We start from the raw sequence: 15337 nt of genomic DNA on the forward strand, positions 1-15337 counted from the left end.
CTCCGAAGTAATGCCAGCGCCCCAATGGCATTGCGATGGATAATAGTGTTCACATCATTATTTGCGTTACTTTGGAATCACTCTCATGGAAATTAAGGTCAATTTTCTCGATAAGCTTCGTCTCGAGGCAAAGTTCGATGACTTTAAGGTAATTGCTGATCAGCCTATTCGCTACAAGGGTGATGGTTCTGCCCCGGGACCTTTTGACTATTTCTTGGCTTCATCAGCATTATGCGCTGCCTACTTTGTGAAGTTGTACTGCGAGACTCGTAATTTATCTACTGAGAATATTCGCCTCTCGCAAAATAATATTGTCGATCCAGAAAATCGTTACAAGCAGATTTTTAAAATTCAAGTGGAATTGCCGGCAGATATTTCTGCGGCTGATCGTCAGGGTATTTTGCGATCTATAGAGCGTTGCACTGTTAAAAAAGTAGTGCAAGAAGGCCCTGATTTTGTTATTGAAGAGGTTGCTAACCTAGATGCAGATTCACAGAGTTTGTTAACTCTTAAGCCAAGCGCTGGAACTAGCACCCATATTGTTGGTAAAGATCTTCCGCTGGAAGAGACGATTGCCAATATGTCAGCATTGCTAGCAAATCTCGGTATCAAGATTGAAATTGCCTCATGGCGCAATCTCATTCCTAATGTCTGGTCCTTGCATATTCGTGATGCTCATTCACCAATGTGCTTTACCAATGGCAAAGGCTCAACCAAGGAGAGTGCGCTGGCATCTGCTTTGGGTGAATACATTGAGCGTCTAAGTAATAACCATTTTTATGCGGGTGCGTATTGGGGTGAGGATATTGCTAATGCGGCATTCGTGCATTACCCCAACGAACGATGGTTTAAGCCGGGCCCAAAAGATGCATTACCACCTGAAATTCTAGATGAGTACTGCCTTAAAATTTATGATCCAGATGGTGAGTTGCGCGCATCCCATTTGATGGACACCAATTCTGGAAATACTCAGCGTGGTATCTGTTCATTGCCTTATGTTCGTCAATCAGATGGCAAGACAATATATTTCCCGTCAAATCTGATTGAAAATCTCTTTGTAAGTAATGGTATGAGTGCGGGTAATACACTTGCCGAAGCCCAAGTTCAATGCCTATCAGAAATCTTTGAGAGGGCGGTCAAGCGAGAGATTCTAGAAAGTGAAATTGCCCTTCCAGATGTGCCACAGGAAGTGCTAGCTAGATATCCTGGCATTTTGGCGGGGATACAAAGTTTAGAAGAGCAGGGTTTTCCGGTGTTGGTAAAGGATGCATCACTAGGAGGGCTTTATCCAGTGATGTGCGTGACTTTAATGAATCCACGCACGGGTGGTGTATTTGCCTCTTTTGGTGCGCACCCCAGCCTAGGGGTTGCTTTAGAGCGAAGTCTGACGGAGTTATTGCAAGGGCGTAGCTTGGAGGGTCTGAATGATTTGCCGCCACCTACATTTGCAAGTGAGGCTGTAACTGAGCCCAATAACTTTGTTGAGCACTTTATTGACTCCAGTGGTATCGTGTCTTGGCGCTTCTTCAGCGCAAAATCCGACTATAAATTTGTTGACTGGGATTTCTCGGGCAAGGGTGAAGACTCGAATGCTAAAGAAGCTGAAACTTTATTTGGCATCCTCAAAGGACTTGGTAAAGAAGTCTATGTCGCTGTATATGACGAGTTAGGAGCCACTGCCTGCAGAATTTTGGTGCCAGGATATTCTGAGGTTTACCCAATTGAGGATCTTGTTTGGGATAACACTAATAAGGCATTGTTATTCCGGGAAGATATTCTGAATTTATCTCGCTTGGATAATGCTTGCTTAACATCCTTGCTCGAGCGCTTAGAAAATAATGAGTTGGATGAATATGGCGATATTGCTACGCTCATCGGAATTGAATTTGATGAGAATACTGTTTGGGGGCAGTTAACAGTGCTCGAATTAAAGCTGATGATTCAGCTCGCTTTAAAACAGTATGAAGAGGCGCATGACTTAGTTGGAGCCTTTCTTCAGTACAACGACAATACGGTCGAGCGCAAATTGTTTTATCAAGCCATGGATGCAGCTTTGGAGGTCCAGCTAGATGATGAACTTGAGATGGCGGATTACGAAGTGAATTTCCGTCGGATGTATGGGGATGAGCGTATGGATGTCGTTCTGGGCTCCATTGATGGCAGCGTTCGCTTTTTTGGATTAACTCCAACAAGCATGAAGTTAGAGGGGCTTGATAGGCATCATCGCCTAATTGACAGCTATAGAAAGCTGCACAAGGCGCGTGCCAAGAAGAGTCTTTAAATAGTCAATATTTTATATACCCTAAAGGTCGGCGATGAAATCATTAACTCCAGCTGAGGCAATTACATCGCGCATGTCAGTGCGTGCATTCACAAAAGAGGTTGTTTCAAAAGAGAGTATCCTGAAGTTACTCAATGTCTCTGCGCGTGCGCCCTCTGGCACTAACACGCAACCTTGGAAGGTCTATGTATTAGAAGGGGCTGCTCTCAAAGATTTATGTGAGAAGGTTTGCGCAGCATACGACAGCATCGCCGTCAATCCCGAGTTAGCAAAAGAATATCAGCCAGCATATGAATACTATCCAGCGAAGTGGTTTAGCCCCTATATCGATAGACGTCGTGAAAATGGTTGGGGCTTGTATGGTCTTCTGGGGATTGCTAAAGGTGATAAACATAAAATGCACGAGCAGCATCGAAAAAACTTTGAAGCATTTGGTGCTCCCGCATGTTTGTTTTTCACAATTGATAAAGAGCTTGGTAGGGGCTCAATGCTTGACTACGGAATGTTCTTGCAAAACATCATGATCGCCGCTAGGGGTGAGGGGTTGGATACCTGTCCGCAAGCCGCATGGAACGATTATGCAAAGATCATCCTTCCGGCTATTGGCGCACAAGAGAATGAAATGCTGGTGTGTGGCATGGCACTAGGGTATGCCGATAAGAGCGCCTTGGTAAACACCTTCCACACCCCCAGGGTAGCTGCCGAGGATTTCACTACTTGGGTTAAATAAAGGCATCTAGCCCAGTATTTTTTGTCACAATAGTTCTTTTATTGCTCAATTTTTAAGCAATTTTCCCGGTAAGGGGTCTGGCTAAGTCATTGAAAAGCCTCATTTAAAGCCTTTAAATTGACCCAGATCAAAAATATGTTGCTTTGCAACAAAAATATCTTGCTTTTAGAAAATGCGGCTCTTAAAATGGTGCATCGCAATAAAAAACCACAATTACTTAAAGTTAGGATAAATCATGTTTCAAACTCAATTAAATGATCAATTCGCTGCTGCACAAGCTAAAGCTATCGAAAACGCTAAACATTTGGCGCAAGTTGCTGTTGAAAGTGCTCAAGAATTAGCTGAAATCAACCAAGCTGCTGCTAAAGATGCCTTAGTTGCTGCTCAAGATACAAGCTCACAATTGTTAGCAATCAAAGATCCACAGCAATTGGCTAAATTGGCTCAGCCAGAAGCTGCTCAAGAAGCTGCTAAATATGCTGCTGCTTACCAAGCTAAAGTAAACCAAGTAGTTCGTAACGGTAACAAAGAAGTTGCTCAAGTAGTTGACGCTTCTATTGATGACGCACGTGCTGATTTGGTTAAGTTTGTTAAAGAAGCTACTAAGACAGCTCCTGCTGGTTCTGAGGCTTATGTTTCTGCATTCAAAACTGCATTTGAAGCTTCACTCCAACAGTTCGACCAAGTTCGCGCAACTGCAACTGATGCATTTGCAAACTTCGAAAAGAGTGTTGATGCTGCTTTGGCAAACATTCAAGGTCAATACGCTGTTGCTAAGCCAGCTGCTAAAAGCCGTAAAGCTGCTTAATTAACCCCATAGTTAATTTTGCTGTAACAAAAGCCACCTTCGGGTGGCTTTTGTTTTTCTGATAATTAGAATCTTTATTCAATCCAAGTAATAAAGCTTTCCTTGGGTTTTCTAACCTTTTTCAGGTTAAGCAACCAATCCTCATCTGCCTTTCTATAACCCAATGGCAGCATGACCACACTACGCAAGCCTTTTGCTTTGAGATTAAGAATCTCATCTAAGGCTATCGGATCAAAGCCTTCCATTGGGGTGCAGTCAACCTCCTCGTATGCTGCGGCTATTAGAGCTGTTCCCAAGCCAATATAAGCTTGCTTCGCCGCATGGGTGTAATTGGTTTCAGCATCACGAGCTGTGTAACCGCTGAGTAACTTTTGACGATAGATATCACCAGCTTCACTTTTGAAATTACGAATCTTCTCAGTCATATCGAATGATTGATTAATGCGATCTGCTGTATAGGTATCCCAGGCCCCAAAAACTAGCAAATGAGAAGAATCAACAATCTGAGTTTGATCCCAAGCAATAGCTTTAATCTTTTCGCGAATGGTTTTATTGGTAATCACTAGAACTTCGTATGGCTGCAATCCGCTAGAGCTAGCAGTCAGGCGAATGGCTTCCAGAATTTTCTCAACCTTCACCAGGGGTACAGATTTTGTGGGGTCCATTTTTTTGGTTGCGTAACGCCATTGCAGTTTCTCAATTAAGCTCATTTTTTCCTCGAGGATGGGTAAATCAAAAAGATAGTTCAGTGTAGTTTATTGCCACATGAAAAGGGGTCCGAAGACCCCTTTGTTCTACTTTAGATTCGCTGAATCTGATTAAGCAGCCAATGCCTCTTCGGGTTCAGTAACAGATGAGCGAATCAAATAATCAAAAGCTCCGAGAGAGGCTTTGGCACCTTCGCCCATGGCAATGATGATTTGCTTATATGGAACTGTCGTGCAATCACCTGCTGCAAATACGCCGGGCAAGGAAGTTTCGCCTTTTGCATCGACAATGACTTCACCATGCTTTGAAAGATCGATAGTGCCTTTGAGCCAATCGGTATTTGGCAGTAAGCCGATTTGCACAAAGATGCCTTCAAGCTCGAGAGTGTGTTCAGAGTTATTAGTGCGATCTTGGTAGCGCAAACCATTGACCTTGCCACCTGAGCCCAATACTTCTTTCGTGAGGGCGCTCATGATGACGGTTACATTTGGCAAGCTAGCCATTTTTTTCTGAAGCACTGCATCAGCGCGTAATTTGCTATCAAATTCAATCAAAGTGACGTGACTCACAATGCCGGCTAAATCAATTGCTGCCTCAACGCCAGAGTTACCGCCACCAATGACAGCAACACGCTTGCCTTTGAATAAAGGGCCGTCACAATGAGGGCAATACGCAACACCTTTACCGCGATACTCTTGTTCGCCAGGAACATTCATTTCTCTCCAGCGAGCGCCAGTGCTCAAGATAACGGATTTACTTTTCAGTACTGCGCCGTTAACCAATTCGACTTCGAGACCGTCGGCAGTTTTGCGTAATGCATTTGCGCGCTGCAAATTCATAATATCAACTTCATAGCTCTTTACATGTTGCTCAAGTGCTTGAACTAATTTTGGTCCCTCAGTCTCTTTAACTGAGATAAAGTTTTCAATACCCATGGTGTCCATGACTTGACCGCCAAAGCGCTCTGCCACGATACCAGTGCGAATGCCTTTGCGGGCTGCGTAGATTGCTGCTGCTGAGCCAGCAGGTCCGCCACCAATAACTAAAACGTCATATGGATCTTTAGCGGAAAGTTTTGCAGCCTCTTCATTAGGGCTTGCACTATCGAGCTTAGTCACAATCTCTTCAACACTCATGCGGCCTTGACCAAATACCTCGCCATTCAAGATTACGGTTGGTACGGCCATGATTTGAAACTGGTCAACCAATTCTTGATAGAGGGCCCCATCAACCATTTCATGGGTGACGTTGGGATTAAGGGCTGCCATGAGATTGAGCGCTTGCACAACGTCAGGACAGTTATGGCATGACAACGAAATAAATGTCTGGAAGCTGAGCTTGCTATCAAGTTTGGTGATGCGCTCAATGATCTCTTGTTCAACCTTTGCTGGGTAACCGCTAGCTTGCAAAATAGCCAAAATGAAAGAGGTCATTTCGTGACCCATTGGCAGGCCTGCAAAAGTAATGCGTGCTTCTTGATCAACCTTGCTTACGGTAAAGCTAGGAGTATGCGCTGCGTTACCATTCGTTTCAACGGTGATCTTGTCGGATTGCTCGGCCACTTCATTTAAAAGCTCAAGCATCTGCTTTGAGCTATCGCCATCATCTAGGCTAGCCACGAGAACGATTGGACTAACAATCTTTTCAAAATACACTTTTAATTGTGATTTGATATTGGTATCTAACATGATGTTTTCCTTGGGTAATTTTTTAGGTGAGTCTATTGGGCAGGATCTCGTCCTCTCCAATAGACTCTCTTATAGAGAGTCTATGGATTAGCTATTTAACTTCGCAGCTTAGATCTTGCCTACGAGATCCAAAGAAGGAGTCAATGTTGCTGCGCCTTCTTTCCACTTAGCAGGGCAAACTTCGCCTGGGTGTGCAGCTGTGTACTGTGCAGCTTTTAGCTTGCGCAATGTTTCAGAAACGTCACGTGCGATTTCGTTAGAGTGAATTTCTGCAGTCTTAATCACGCCTTCTGGATTGATGATGAAAGTGCCACGCAATGCCAAACCTGCTTCAGGAATGTGCACGCCAAATGCATTAGTCAATGTGTGTGTTGGATCGCCAACGAGTGGGAACTTTGCTTTACCAACTGCAGGAGATGTTTCATGCCAAACTTTGTGTGAGAAATGTGTATCAGTAGTAACGATATACACTTCAGCACCCATCTTTTGGAATTCGGCATAGTTCTCGGCTGCATCTTCAATTTCTGTTGGGCAGTTGAATGTAAATGCTGCCGGCATAAAAATCAGAACAGACCAGTGTCCTTTGAGGCTTTCGTCAGTGATGGTTACAAACTTACCGTTGTGGAAAGCTTCAGTTTTAAATGGTTGAACTGCAGTATTGATAATAGACATCTGTGCTCCTTGTTTTGGTTAATCAATTTTTAGTAGCTAATGCAACTGTATGAATTGTGAACCTCGGTGGATTATTTGTCTAATGAATTAATTTGATATTTATGATCGAATTTATAGATAAATAGCCATTAACACCACATTAGCTGTTTAAAGGCTTGAAACAGGCTTTTTGAGTAGATTCGCTTGTCTATAATCATTCTTAAAACAAAAATGATTAGCCTTGCCAACCCTATTTCAATAGAGCTTGTATGAATATGAAAATCCTGACATCAATTCTTTTGACTTTAGCAATCTCGACTGCCGCGAGCGTTGCTCAAGCAGAGCAAGCTTTATCACCGCTCCCAAAAATTGCTGATGAGTGGCGCTTTGAAGTAACGCCGTATATTTGGGGTTCAGGTGTTTCATCCACACTGTTTTATAACGATCGTTATCTCAATACTGCAAACCTTTCCACTAGCAACGTACTGGGTGACTTGAAATCCGGAGGCATGATTGCTGCAGAGGCGCATTACGGTAATTGGGGCATTATGGGAGATCTGGTCTCTGCAACTTTACAAACGACAAGTAATTCAAATCTTACTGTGAAGCCACCTCAATTAGGTGGCGCAGCAGTACCAGTTAATGTCGCAGATAAAGTAACGCTGCAACAAAATATTATTACTGGAGCGGTAACCTATACCGCTCTCAAAAATCAGGATATTTACCTGGATGGATTATTGGGTGCGCGTGGCATTATGGCAACCGCTACTGTCTCGGCAGATTTGTCTGCATTCGGATATTCCAAGGCTTTTGTTGACTCAAAATCTATTTCCACTCTTGATCCTATTATTGGTTTGAAAGGGCGCTATCGCATTGTTGACTCCACTTGGTACATCCCTTTCTATGCTGATATTGGCGGTGGTGGTGGCACCACCAATATGACTTGGCAGGGTGTTCTTGGTGTGGGTAAAACATTTGAAAAATGGGTGGACGTATCACTTGCCTACCGTACTTTGTACTACGATATGAAGGGTGATGGCCTGCTGCAAAAAACTACATTCAAGGGCCCGCAGTTAGCGGCAACATTTAAGTTTTAAACGCGCAGCATTCTTAAGTAATCAATAAGACACCGAAAGATCAACATGAAATTTGTACCAAAACTACTCTCCGTATTGTTAATGGCGCAATGCGCAGTAACCTTTGCTAAAGGCAATGCGGAAACGATTTTTTATGGGGGCCCCATTGTTACCGTGAATGCCAAGAATGAAGAGGTTCAGGCGCTTGCAGTACAAAACGGAAAGATTGTTGCGGTCGGCACTAAAGATGCAGTTACTAAGGAATGGCAGACTGAATCTACTAAAGTGATTGATCTTAAAGGCCAAACTTTGATGCCAGGCTTTGTAGAGCCCCATGTACATATTCTGTTGACTTCAGTATTTGAAGGTCTAGGCTTGAATTTAAGCAACTTTACTTTGCCTTATGACACGAAAGAAACATTGATTAAAAAAATGAAGGCCGCCCTCAAAGATGTGCCTGCTGGCGGATGGCTTTTTGGTTTTGGTGTTGACCCATCGCGCACCACGCCTTTTATGGCTGAGCTCACTGCGGATGATTTGGATACGGTTTCTAAAGACGTTCCTATCTTTATCGTGAATCAATCCGGTCATATTGGCTATGTCAATCACAAGGCTTTGGAGTTAGCCGGCGTTACCGATAAAACACCCAATCCTCCTGGCGGCGGTATTTTTGTGAAGGATGCTAAAGGTAGGCTCACAGGTAAATTAATCGAGCCACCTTCTTACTTACCATTTATGGCCAAGATGCCGGCTCCCACTGAAGCGCAATTATTTGGCGCTATTCAGGGAACCATGAAAAAAATTGCCTCAACAGGTGTTACTACTGCTTCTGAGATGAGTGTTGGTGGTAATTTTGGCGTTGATAAAGAGGTGGCTATCTACAAAGCAATATATGCCAAAGATACTGCCCCAATTCGAATGCGTGGATATTTATTTAGCGAGGCTTTGCCTGGAGGTAAGACTTCAGTTAAACCAAATGAGGGTGATGACAAATTACGTTTTATAGGTATTAAATATATTTCAGATGGTTCTACTCAAGGCTTAACGGCTGCTCTCAATGCGCCTTATACCTATCCAAAAAACTCTAAATGGAGTGGGGCGCTGAACTATAAGGATGCTGATATTTATGCTTCCATGAAAGCCTTCTTTGATCAGGGCTGGCAAATTTCTACTCACTCTAACGGTGATAAAGCTATTGACCAAACTTTAGCTAGTTATACAAAGTTGTTGGCGGGAAATGCTAAGTCGCAAGATCGTCGTTTGCGCATAGAGCATTTCACTGTAAATAATGAGTCGCAAGTGAAGCGGGCTGTTAAGCTTGGAGTGGTCCCTAGCTTTACCATTGGTCACGTCAATTATTGGGGCGCAGCATTTAATGACCACATTATTGGATCAGAGCGTGCCAAGCGTATAGATCCAGCTGGAGACTTCAAACGTGCAGGCGGTAAATTTACTTTGCATAGTGACACACCTGTTTCAAATGTCGGCCCCTTGAATTACATTAGCGAAGAAGTAACACGCTTATGGCAGTTGCCGCCACAAAAGGTGTTGGGGCCAGATCAAGCGGTATCAGTTGATGATGCAATCCGCGCCATTACTATTGATGCTGCTTATCAATTATTTGCAGACAATATCGTGGGTAGCTTAGAAGTTGGTAAACAAGCTGACTTGGTCATTCTGGAGAAGAATCCTCGCCAAACCGCACCTGCTGATATTCGTAACATTAAAGTAAAAGGCACATGGATTGATGGCAAACCCGTTAGCTTGCAATAAATAACCATTTTGCTAAGTCCTGCTGTCTAACTAAGACGGCACTCTTTATTTCGCGGTTCGGTATTAATAATGCCGAACCCCATTAGCGCAGCCAAAAGTAAGCAATCGAAACCAGTTTGTCTTGGTCTACTGGTATTTCTCTATAGAAACCCATCCGCAGGAGAGTAGATTGGTAACTGACACTACTTATCTAAAAGGTTGATATGAGCAAGAAACCATTTAATATGAATGCGATGCTAGGTCAGCAAAGTGCCGTTGATGCGACTAGGGCTGCTGGACGCGTGACAATAGAAAGTGCTCAGGCGATCGCACAGATCAATCAACAGGCTACACAAGAGTTGGCCTCCATGATTCAAAATCGTGTGTCTGAGCTCATGAAGACACAAGACCCTAAATCTGCTTTCGAGTATGTTCATGCTGAGGTATTGCAGGATGCAGCCAAAGAAATTACTCAATATCACAATCAGTTATTGCAAGTTTTGAAGAGTGGTAATCAAGAGTTGGCAGATATTGCTGAAAAAATGATTCAAGAATCTAAAGCTGACCTCATTCACTTTGTAAATGAAGCCACTGATAATGCGCCAGTTGGTAGCGAGGCTTTCGTATCCGTATTTAAAACATCTTTTAATAATGCGCTACAGAATTTTGAATTGATTCGTGCTGCAATGGCTGATTCATTCGCCAATTTTGAGAAGAGCGTTGAGAATGTCAGTAGTCTTTCAGGTCAAAAAGGTTCTTCAAAAAAGAAGGGTTAAGCCTTTAAGGGTAGAGTTCAATATTGTTTCTGAAATTGCAGGGCGGTTTTGATAGTCTGAAAATGAATATCTACGGTAGATTCAATTTCTTTACCGTAGCCGCCCGCCATTGAAAATGCAATAGGCAGCTGTCGATCTAATGCGTACTGGAATACCATTTCATCTCGCAGACGCATCCCTTCCTTGCTGATGTGCAGTCTTCCGAGTCGATCGCCCTCATGTGGATCGGCGCCAGCTAAGAAAATGAGGCAATCCGTCTTAAAGCGTCCATCTAATTGGTCAAGAGCTGTGCTCAGTGAGCGCAAGTAGACTTCATCATTGCAGCCATCAGCAAGACCAATATCTAAATTGCTTTGTTCTTTTTTAAATGGGAAATTATTTTCCCCGTGTATAGAGAGAGTAAAAATGGAATCATCATTTTGCAAAATGGCTGCAGTGCCGTTTCCCTGATGAACATCCAAATCAATCACGGCAACTTTTAGGGATGGGTTAATTTCTTTTTGCAGAGTGCGTGCTGCGATAGCGGAATCATTAAACACACAAAATCCACTTCCAGTATCACGATAGGCGTGATGTGTGCCCCCAGCTAGATTGGCGGCAATGCCTTCGTTCAGAGCGGATTTAGCTGCAGCTACAGTGGCGCCTGCTGAGCGTCGTGAACGCTCAACCATTTGAACGCTCCAGGGGAAACCAATTTCTCTTTGCTCTTGTGTTGAGAGCGTTCCTTCAATTACCTTAACGAGGTAGCTAGGATCATGTGCATACAAAATTTGGGTATCAGTCACTGGCGGCGCTTCAATTAACTGAATACCTATTTGTTTGGTTACCAAATCTCGTAAGCGGGAGTACTTCTCCATTGGGAAGCGATGTCCTGCCGGTAGCGGCAATACAAAATGGTCGGTATAAAAAGCCTTCAAACTTCTCTCGCGTATTCCTTGAGGATATTCATCGGCACTGTCTCCAGCGCGTTAATGTGTGTACTTTCTAGCTTGATATATGGCGCGCAATTGGCGTTTAATGCCTCAACCCAGCGATTGATGCATAGGCACCATTGATCACCCGCAAGCAAGCCAGGAAACCGATACTCTGGTCTGGGGGTAATGAGATCATTCCCCTTTTGCAGACTAAATTGCAAAAATGCATCTGTCACTATGGCGCATACTAAATGACTGCCTACATCCTCTTCATTGGTTTTGCAGCAGCCATCCCTAAAAAACCCTGTTAGGGGATCAAAAGAGCAGGGAATCAGCGGCTCTCCAAATACATTCAGCGCAATCTCATTTTGCATAACAACCTTAATAGTATTAGTGCCAACCAGTTTATTGAATAAGCCGTAAACTTGCTTAACCATGACTCAACTAGAAAAACTCACTTTGTTCTACGATGGCGCTTGCCCGCTATGTCAGGCGGAGATTCTTTTTTTGTCAGGACGTGATCAAGCCAACTTATTGGGTTTTGTTGACATTAATTCCGAGCAGTTTGACCCTCAAAAAGTGGGTGTCTCATGTGAGGCTGCACTAGCAGCCATGTATGGTCAATTTTCTAGTGGCAAATTAATTCAAGGCGTAGCTGTATTTCCTGAGGCTTATCACCGAGCAGATTTGCCGCGCCTTGCCTGGTTCTTTTCAAGAAAGTCTTTGCAGCCATTCTTAAATCTAGGGTATTTATTTTTTGCTAAGAATAGACATGCAATCTCTAGCCTTTTTGGGCCGACCGCACTTCGTTTAGTGAAGTCCAAATCAGGAGCGGTCTCCTCATGAAGAAGATGCGATTGTTTCTGGTGCTGAGTTTATTGGTCGCATTATTACCCACTAGCTTTGCTCGCGAACCAATTGAGTTACCTCCAAATATCAGCTCTGCAAAATTGCAGGGTAGTGGCCGACTTACTTGGTTTGGTCTCCATGTGTATGATGCTTCGTTTTATCGAGTTGGCTCACTTTCTTCCCCCGATTTCGCATTGAATTTGCGCTACCAAAAATCGTTTTCAGGAGCATCAATTGCTAATCGCAGCGCTGAAGAGATGAAGCGTATTGGCGTGCCAGAGGCTCAAGCAGTGCTTTGGGGGAAAGAGTTAAATGCTTTCTTGCCGAATGTAGAGTCTGGGCAAACCTTGACAGCAATTTATTCCCCCAAGCAGGGGACCACTTTTTATCACGACGGCAAGCAGATCGCTCAAGTACCAGGGGTTGAATTTTCAAAAGCGTTTTTTGGGATTTGGCTTGACCCAAAAACAAGTGCTCCTAAGTTGCGGACTGAGTTACTTGGGCAATCTTGTCCTCCACCTATTTTTACTGAGGCTTGTTAATTCATGAAAAGACTTTTTTCAAAAATCACCGTATTGATATTTTGTGGCTTATTTTTAGTGTCATGCTCAACGCCACAAGTTTCTCAATATGCGAATGAAAAACCCATCCTCGATCTAAGTGAATATTTTTCCGGAACGATTGATGCGTATGGCATATTTACTGACCGCAGTGGCGAAGTGAAGAAACGCTTTACAGTATTAATCAAAGCAAATTGGATCATGGTAGATGGAAAAAAAGTAGGCACCCTGGATGAAAGCTTTGAATACTCCGATGGCACTAAGCAAAAGCGCATTTGGACACTTACAGAACAGTCTCCGGGAAATTACATTGGTAGGGCGGATGACGTGGTGGGAGATGCGCAGGGTCAATTGGCTGGCAATGCCCTAAATTGGACCTATACCCTTGCCTTGCCTGTTGATGGCACGATTTATAACGTTCAATTTAATGATTGGATGTATCTAGTTACACCTAAAGTAATGCTCAATAAGGCTAAGATGAGTAAGTTCGGGATTGAGCTTGGAGAAGTCACTTTGAGCTTCTACAAGCGCTGAGCAAAAGCCAAGAATTTATGTCACACTTTCTATAAGCTTCATTTGTTAACTTGGAAATACAGGGCATTTCATGAGAATCGAAGATACCGACCCAGCGCGTCATGCGGGGATTGAATATCCAATGGAAGTGGGTGCCCCTGTATTTGCGCCTATCAAGGTCACAGAAGAAAAAGATAAGGCTGTTAACGTAGCGCGCCAGAATGCAAAGTTGGAATACGACCGCATTATGGAGCAAGCTGAGGTCTTAATGAAGCAAGCAAAAGCCTTACAAGCAAGGCTTGATGCTACTGAGATGGTGCATAGTGCCAAATTTAGCTTTAATCCAATCCACGGAAAAATTTACCACCTCTATTACGACAACAGAAATAGCGTCAATGTCTTAATTCAGAATGGCCCAAGAGAATGGAGCTGCGGTATTCCGGATGGTTGGACGTATTCGATGGCAGTGAAGAAGTTGGGCGATAGTACCTGGGCAGTAATTGAAGAAGACGCCCTTACTGTATGATTATTTTCTCTATAAAAACAATAAGGTGACACGTGACAAAAGCTCGAGTTGTTAGTCTGACTCAATTAGGTAGCGCAGACGTAATTAAATTAATAGACAAAGAATTGCCTCCACCAGCAAAGGGTGAAGTGCAAATTCGCCAAACCGCGATTGGATTTAATTTCATTGACGTTTACCAACGCTCGGGTGTTTACCCACTTGAGTTGCCTACTGGCCTTGGTCATGAAGCTGCTGGCGTTGTTGAGGCTGTAGGCGATGGTGTTGCTGATTTTAAGGTTGGCGATCACGTGGTTTATATGAACGCCGGTATCGGTGCATACGCAAGCGCACGTAATGTTGCGGCGGATAAGTTGGTGTTAATACCAAACGGCATTTCTGATGAGGTAGCTGCAGCCGTTTTCTTCAAGGCGATGACTGCGCAATATCTTGTCCAGAAAACATACAAAGTAAAATCTGGTGACGTGGTGCTTGTGCACGCAGCCGCAGGTGGTGTTGGTCAGATTTTGGCAGGGTGGGCAAAAGCCTTAGGCGCCTTTGTTGTTGGCACAGTTGGCTCTCCCGCAAAGTTTGCTGCTGCTAAAGAGGCAGGTTGTGATGCAGTTGTTGATTACTCTCAGCCTAATTGGATTGAAGAGGTCATTAAGGCGACTGGCGGCAAAAAAGCCAATGTGGTTTATGACTCTGTTGCAAAGTCTACTTTCTTGGGTTCATTAGATTGTGCCGCTCCATTTGGCACTGTTGCTTTATTCGGCGCTGCTTCTGGCCCTGCTCCAGAAATACAGCCAGAAATCTTAAACAAGAAAGGCTGTTTATTTTTAACAAGACCTTCTGTGTTCCCGCACAATGCAACTGCAGCCTTATTGAAAGAAAATGCCAAGGCTGTTTTTGATGCAATTGCTAAAGGCCACGTCAAAGTACAAATTGGCGCTAGGTTTTCTTTAGAACAAGCGGCGGAAGCACATCGTGCTGCTGAGGGTAGAAAAGTTTCTGGTGCAATAGTTATGACACCGTAAGCTGAAGTGTTCTATCATGTAATAAAGCCTCGTCTCGGGGCTTTTTTTATGACTCAATCAGGCGTAGGATAGAAGTATGAAAGCACTTTTAAAAATAATCCTATCCGCCTATTTGGTTCTAGTGAGCTCCCTGGCCCTGGCCCAAATCCCAGATACGCAGTATTCACAAGGAATTTCTTATATCACTGGCGGTGTTGGTGAGAGTGAGGCTACAGCCATTCTTGCCGAGGCTAAGCAATGGCCATTGCTTTTGGAAATGTCCAAAATTGAAAATGGCAGAGGCGTCTGGATATTTGGTGCAACTATCAAAATCATGGGTTCAACTAAGAAGCAATTGGTCTTTGATGCGCAAGCGGAAGGCCCTTATATGCTCATTAATTTAGAGCCAGGGGATTATGTCATTGCTGCTAGCTACGAGGGTGTGGAGCAAAAGAGAGTGGTGAGCATCAAAGCAAATGTCTTGCAAAAAGCCTCTTTATTCTGGAAATAATT

General features: G+C 43.7%; 17 protein-coding genes. 12 read left to right on the forward strand and 5 right to left on the reverse strand.

The features are described from left to right. The first annotated feature begins 85 nt into the window (after window positions 1–85). The 3 genes from ICE93_RS04825 to ICE93_RS04835 all read left to right on the forward strand — a co-directional run bounded on the left by ICE93_RS04825 (window position 86) and on the right by ICE93_RS04835 (window position 3819). Window positions 86–2281 (forward strand): OsmC domain/YcaO domain-containing protein, encoded by a 2196-nt coding sequence (locus ICE93_RS04825; protein WP_216186096.1) that lies wholly within the window; start codon window positions 86–88, stop codon window positions 2279–2281. A gap of 34 nt (window positions 2282–2315) precedes the next feature. After that, the gene (locus tag ICE93_RS04830) at window positions 2316–3011 is read left to right on the forward strand and encodes a nitroreductase (RefSeq protein ID WP_216186098.1); all 696 of its coding nucleotides are present in this window, start codon (window positions 2316–2318) and stop codon (window positions 3009–3011) included. Window positions 3012–3246: 235 nt separating this feature from the next. Then, a complete protein-coding gene (locus ICE93_RS04835; protein WP_216186100.1) occupies window positions 3247–3819 on the forward strand; it encodes a phasin family protein in 573 nt (190 codons plus the stop codon). A gap of 74 nt (window positions 3820–3893) precedes the next feature. Here the strand turns inward: ICE93_RS04835 and ICE93_RS04840 are convergent, their stop codons facing one another. From ICE93_RS04840 to ahpC, 3 genes are all read right to left on the reverse strand, one after another. After that, window positions 3894–4529, reverse strand: coding sequence for an NAD(P)H-dependent oxidoreductase (locus tag ICE93_RS04840; RefSeq protein ID WP_216186102.1), 636 nt, complete (start codon window positions 4527–4529; stop codon window positions 3894–3896). A 108-nt stretch (window positions 4530–4637) separates the two neighbouring features. After that, window positions 4638–6215, reverse strand: coding sequence for an alkyl hydroperoxide reductase subunit F (ahpF, locus tag ICE93_RS04845; protein WP_216186104.1), 1578 nt, complete (start codon window positions 6213–6215; stop codon window positions 4638–4640). A gap of 108 nt (window positions 6216–6323) precedes the next feature. Then, a complete protein-coding gene (gene ahpC / locus ICE93_RS04850) occupies window positions 6324–6887 on the reverse strand; it encodes an alkyl hydroperoxide reductase subunit C (protein ID WP_216186106.1) in 564 nt (187 codons plus the stop codon). A gap of 248 nt (window positions 6888–7135) precedes the next feature. On the opposite strand from ahpC, the gene ICE93_RS04855 reads away from it, so the two are divergent. The 3 genes from ICE93_RS04855 to ICE93_RS04865 all read left to right on the forward strand — a co-directional run bounded on the left by ICE93_RS04855 (window position 7136) and on the right by ICE93_RS04865 (window position 10470). Beyond that, on the forward strand, window positions 7136–7963 hold the full coding sequence (locus tag ICE93_RS04855; RefSeq protein ID WP_216186108.1) for a hypothetical protein: 828 nt from the start codon (window positions 7136–7138) through the stop codon (window positions 7961–7963). A gap of 45 nt (window positions 7964–8008) precedes the next feature. Further along, entirely contained in the window at window positions 8009–9715 is a 1707-nt protein-coding gene (locus tag ICE93_RS04860) for an amidohydrolase (protein WP_216186110.1), read from the forward strand. A gap of 203 nt (window positions 9716–9918) precedes the next feature. Beyond that, window positions 9919–10470, forward strand: coding sequence for a phasin family protein (locus ICE93_RS04865; protein WP_216861305.1), 552 nt, complete (start codon window positions 9919–9921; stop codon window positions 10468–10470). A gap of 17 nt (window positions 10471–10487) precedes the next feature. Here ICE93_RS04865 and ICE93_RS04870 read toward each other — a convergent pair whose 3' ends face one another. Further along, window positions 10488–11387 (reverse strand): histone deacetylase, encoded by a 900-nt coding sequence (locus ICE93_RS04870; protein ID WP_216186112.1) that lies wholly within the window; start codon window positions 11385–11387, stop codon window positions 10488–10490. Next, the gene (locus tag ICE93_RS04875; protein WP_216188274.1) at window positions 11384–11758 is read right to left on the reverse strand and encodes a DUF2237 family protein; all 375 of its coding nucleotides are present in this window, start codon (window positions 11756–11758) and stop codon (window positions 11384–11386) included. Before ICE93_RS04875 ends, ICE93_RS04870 begins: the two co-directional genes overlap by 4 nt. 61 nt (window positions 11759–11819) lie before the next feature. Between ICE93_RS04875 and ICE93_RS04880 the strand changes: the two genes are divergently transcribed. The 6 genes from ICE93_RS04880 to ICE93_RS04905 all read left to right on the forward strand — a co-directional run bounded on the left by ICE93_RS04880 (window position 11820) and on the right by ICE93_RS04905 (window position 15335). After that, window positions 11820–12230, forward strand: coding sequence for a thiol-disulfide oxidoreductase DCC family protein (locus ICE93_RS04880; RefSeq protein ID WP_216186114.1), 411 nt, complete (start codon window positions 11820–11822; stop codon window positions 12228–12230). After that, complete coding sequence (locus ICE93_RS04885) at window positions 12227–12775, forward strand: chalcone isomerase family protein (protein WP_216186116.1); 549 nt, start codon at window positions 12227–12229, stop codon at window positions 12773–12775. Before ICE93_RS04880 ends, ICE93_RS04885 begins: the two co-directional genes overlap by 4 nt. 3 nt (window positions 12776–12778) lie before the next feature. Beyond that, the gene (locus tag ICE93_RS04890) at window positions 12779–13327 is read left to right on the forward strand and encodes a DUF3833 domain-containing protein (protein WP_216186118.1); all 549 of its coding nucleotides are present in this window, start codon (window positions 12779–12781) and stop codon (window positions 13325–13327) included. Between the two features lie 70 nt (window positions 13328–13397). Next, window positions 13398–13832, forward strand: coding sequence for a DUF2452 domain-containing protein (locus ICE93_RS04895; protein WP_216186120.1), 435 nt, complete (start codon window positions 13398–13400; stop codon window positions 13830–13832). A 32-nt stretch (window positions 13833–13864) separates the two neighbouring features. Further along, complete coding sequence (locus ICE93_RS04900) at window positions 13865–14845, forward strand: zinc-binding dehydrogenase (RefSeq protein WP_216186122.1); 981 nt, start codon at window positions 13865–13867, stop codon at window positions 14843–14845. Between the two features lie 76 nt (window positions 14846–14921). Further along, window positions 14922–15335 carry a carboxypeptidase regulatory-like domain-containing protein gene (locus tag ICE93_RS04905; protein WP_216186124.1) on the forward strand — a complete coding sequence of 138 codons (414 nt, stop codon included), beginning with the start codon at window positions 14922–14924 and terminating at the stop codon, window positions 15333–15335. The last annotated feature ends 2 nt before the right edge of the window (window positions 15336–15337 follow it).

The sequence above is a fragment of the Polynucleobacter sp. MWH-HuK1 genome (assembly GCF_018881815.1).
Lineage (GTDB): Bacteria > Pseudomonadota > Gammaproteobacteria > Burkholderiales > Burkholderiaceae > Polynucleobacter.

What these genes read in the sequence shown, in the direction of transcription:
- ICE93_RS04865 (WP_216861305.1), top strand. Translation starts at nt 9,919, where the DNA reads ATGAGCAAGAAACCATTTAATATGAATGCGATGCTAGGTCAGCAAAGT.
- ICE93_RS04825 (WP_216186096.1), top strand. Translation starts at nt 86, where the DNA reads ATGGAAATTAAGGTCAATTTTCTCGATAAGCTTCGTCTCGAGGCAAAG.
- ahpC (WP_216186106.1), bottom strand. Translation starts at nt 6,887, where the DNA reads ATGTCTATTATCAATACTGCAGTTCAACCATTTAAAACTGAAGCTTTC.
- ICE93_RS04895 (WP_216186120.1), top strand. Translation starts at nt 13,398, where the DNA reads ATGAGAATCGAAGATACCGACCCAGCGCGTCATGCGGGGATTGAATAT.
- ICE93_RS04885 (WP_216186116.1), top strand. Translation starts at nt 12,227, where the DNA reads ATGAAGAAGATGCGATTGTTTCTGGTGCTGAGTTTATTGGTCGCATTA.
- ICE93_RS04840 (WP_216186102.1), bottom strand. Translation starts at nt 4,529, where the DNA reads ATGAGCTTAATTGAGAAACTGCAATGGCGTTACGCAACCAAAAAAATG.
- ICE93_RS04890 (WP_216186118.1), top strand. Translation starts at nt 12,779, where the DNA reads ATGAAAAGACTTTTTTCAAAAATCACCGTATTGATATTTTGTGGCTTA.
- ahpF (WP_216186104.1), bottom strand. Translation starts at nt 6,215, where the DNA reads ATGTTAGATACCAATATCAAATCACAATTAAAAGTGTATTTTGAAAAG.
- ICE93_RS04855 (WP_216186108.1), top strand. Translation starts at nt 7,136, where the DNA reads ATGAATATGAAAATCCTGACATCAATTCTTTTGACTTTAGCAATCTCG.
- ICE93_RS04905 (WP_216186124.1), top strand. Translation starts at nt 14,922, where the DNA reads ATGAAAGCACTTTTAAAAATAATCCTATCCGCCTATTTGGTTCTAGTG.
- ICE93_RS04830 (WP_216186098.1), top strand. Translation starts at nt 2,316, where the DNA reads ATGAAATCATTAACTCCAGCTGAGGCAATTACATCGCGCATGTCAGTG.
- ICE93_RS04880 (WP_216186114.1), top strand. Translation starts at nt 11,820, where the DNA reads ATGACTCAACTAGAAAAACTCACTTTGTTCTACGATGGCGCTTGCCCG.
- ICE93_RS04875 (WP_216188274.1), bottom strand. Translation starts at nt 11,758, where the DNA reads ATGCAAAATGAGATTGCGCTGAATGTATTTGGAGAGCCGCTGATTCCC.
- ICE93_RS04860 (WP_216186110.1), top strand. Translation starts at nt 8,009, where the DNA reads ATGAAATTTGTACCAAAACTACTCTCCGTATTGTTAATGGCGCAATGC.
- ICE93_RS04835 (WP_216186100.1), top strand. Translation starts at nt 3,247, where the DNA reads ATGTTTCAAACTCAATTAAATGATCAATTCGCTGCTGCACAAGCTAAA.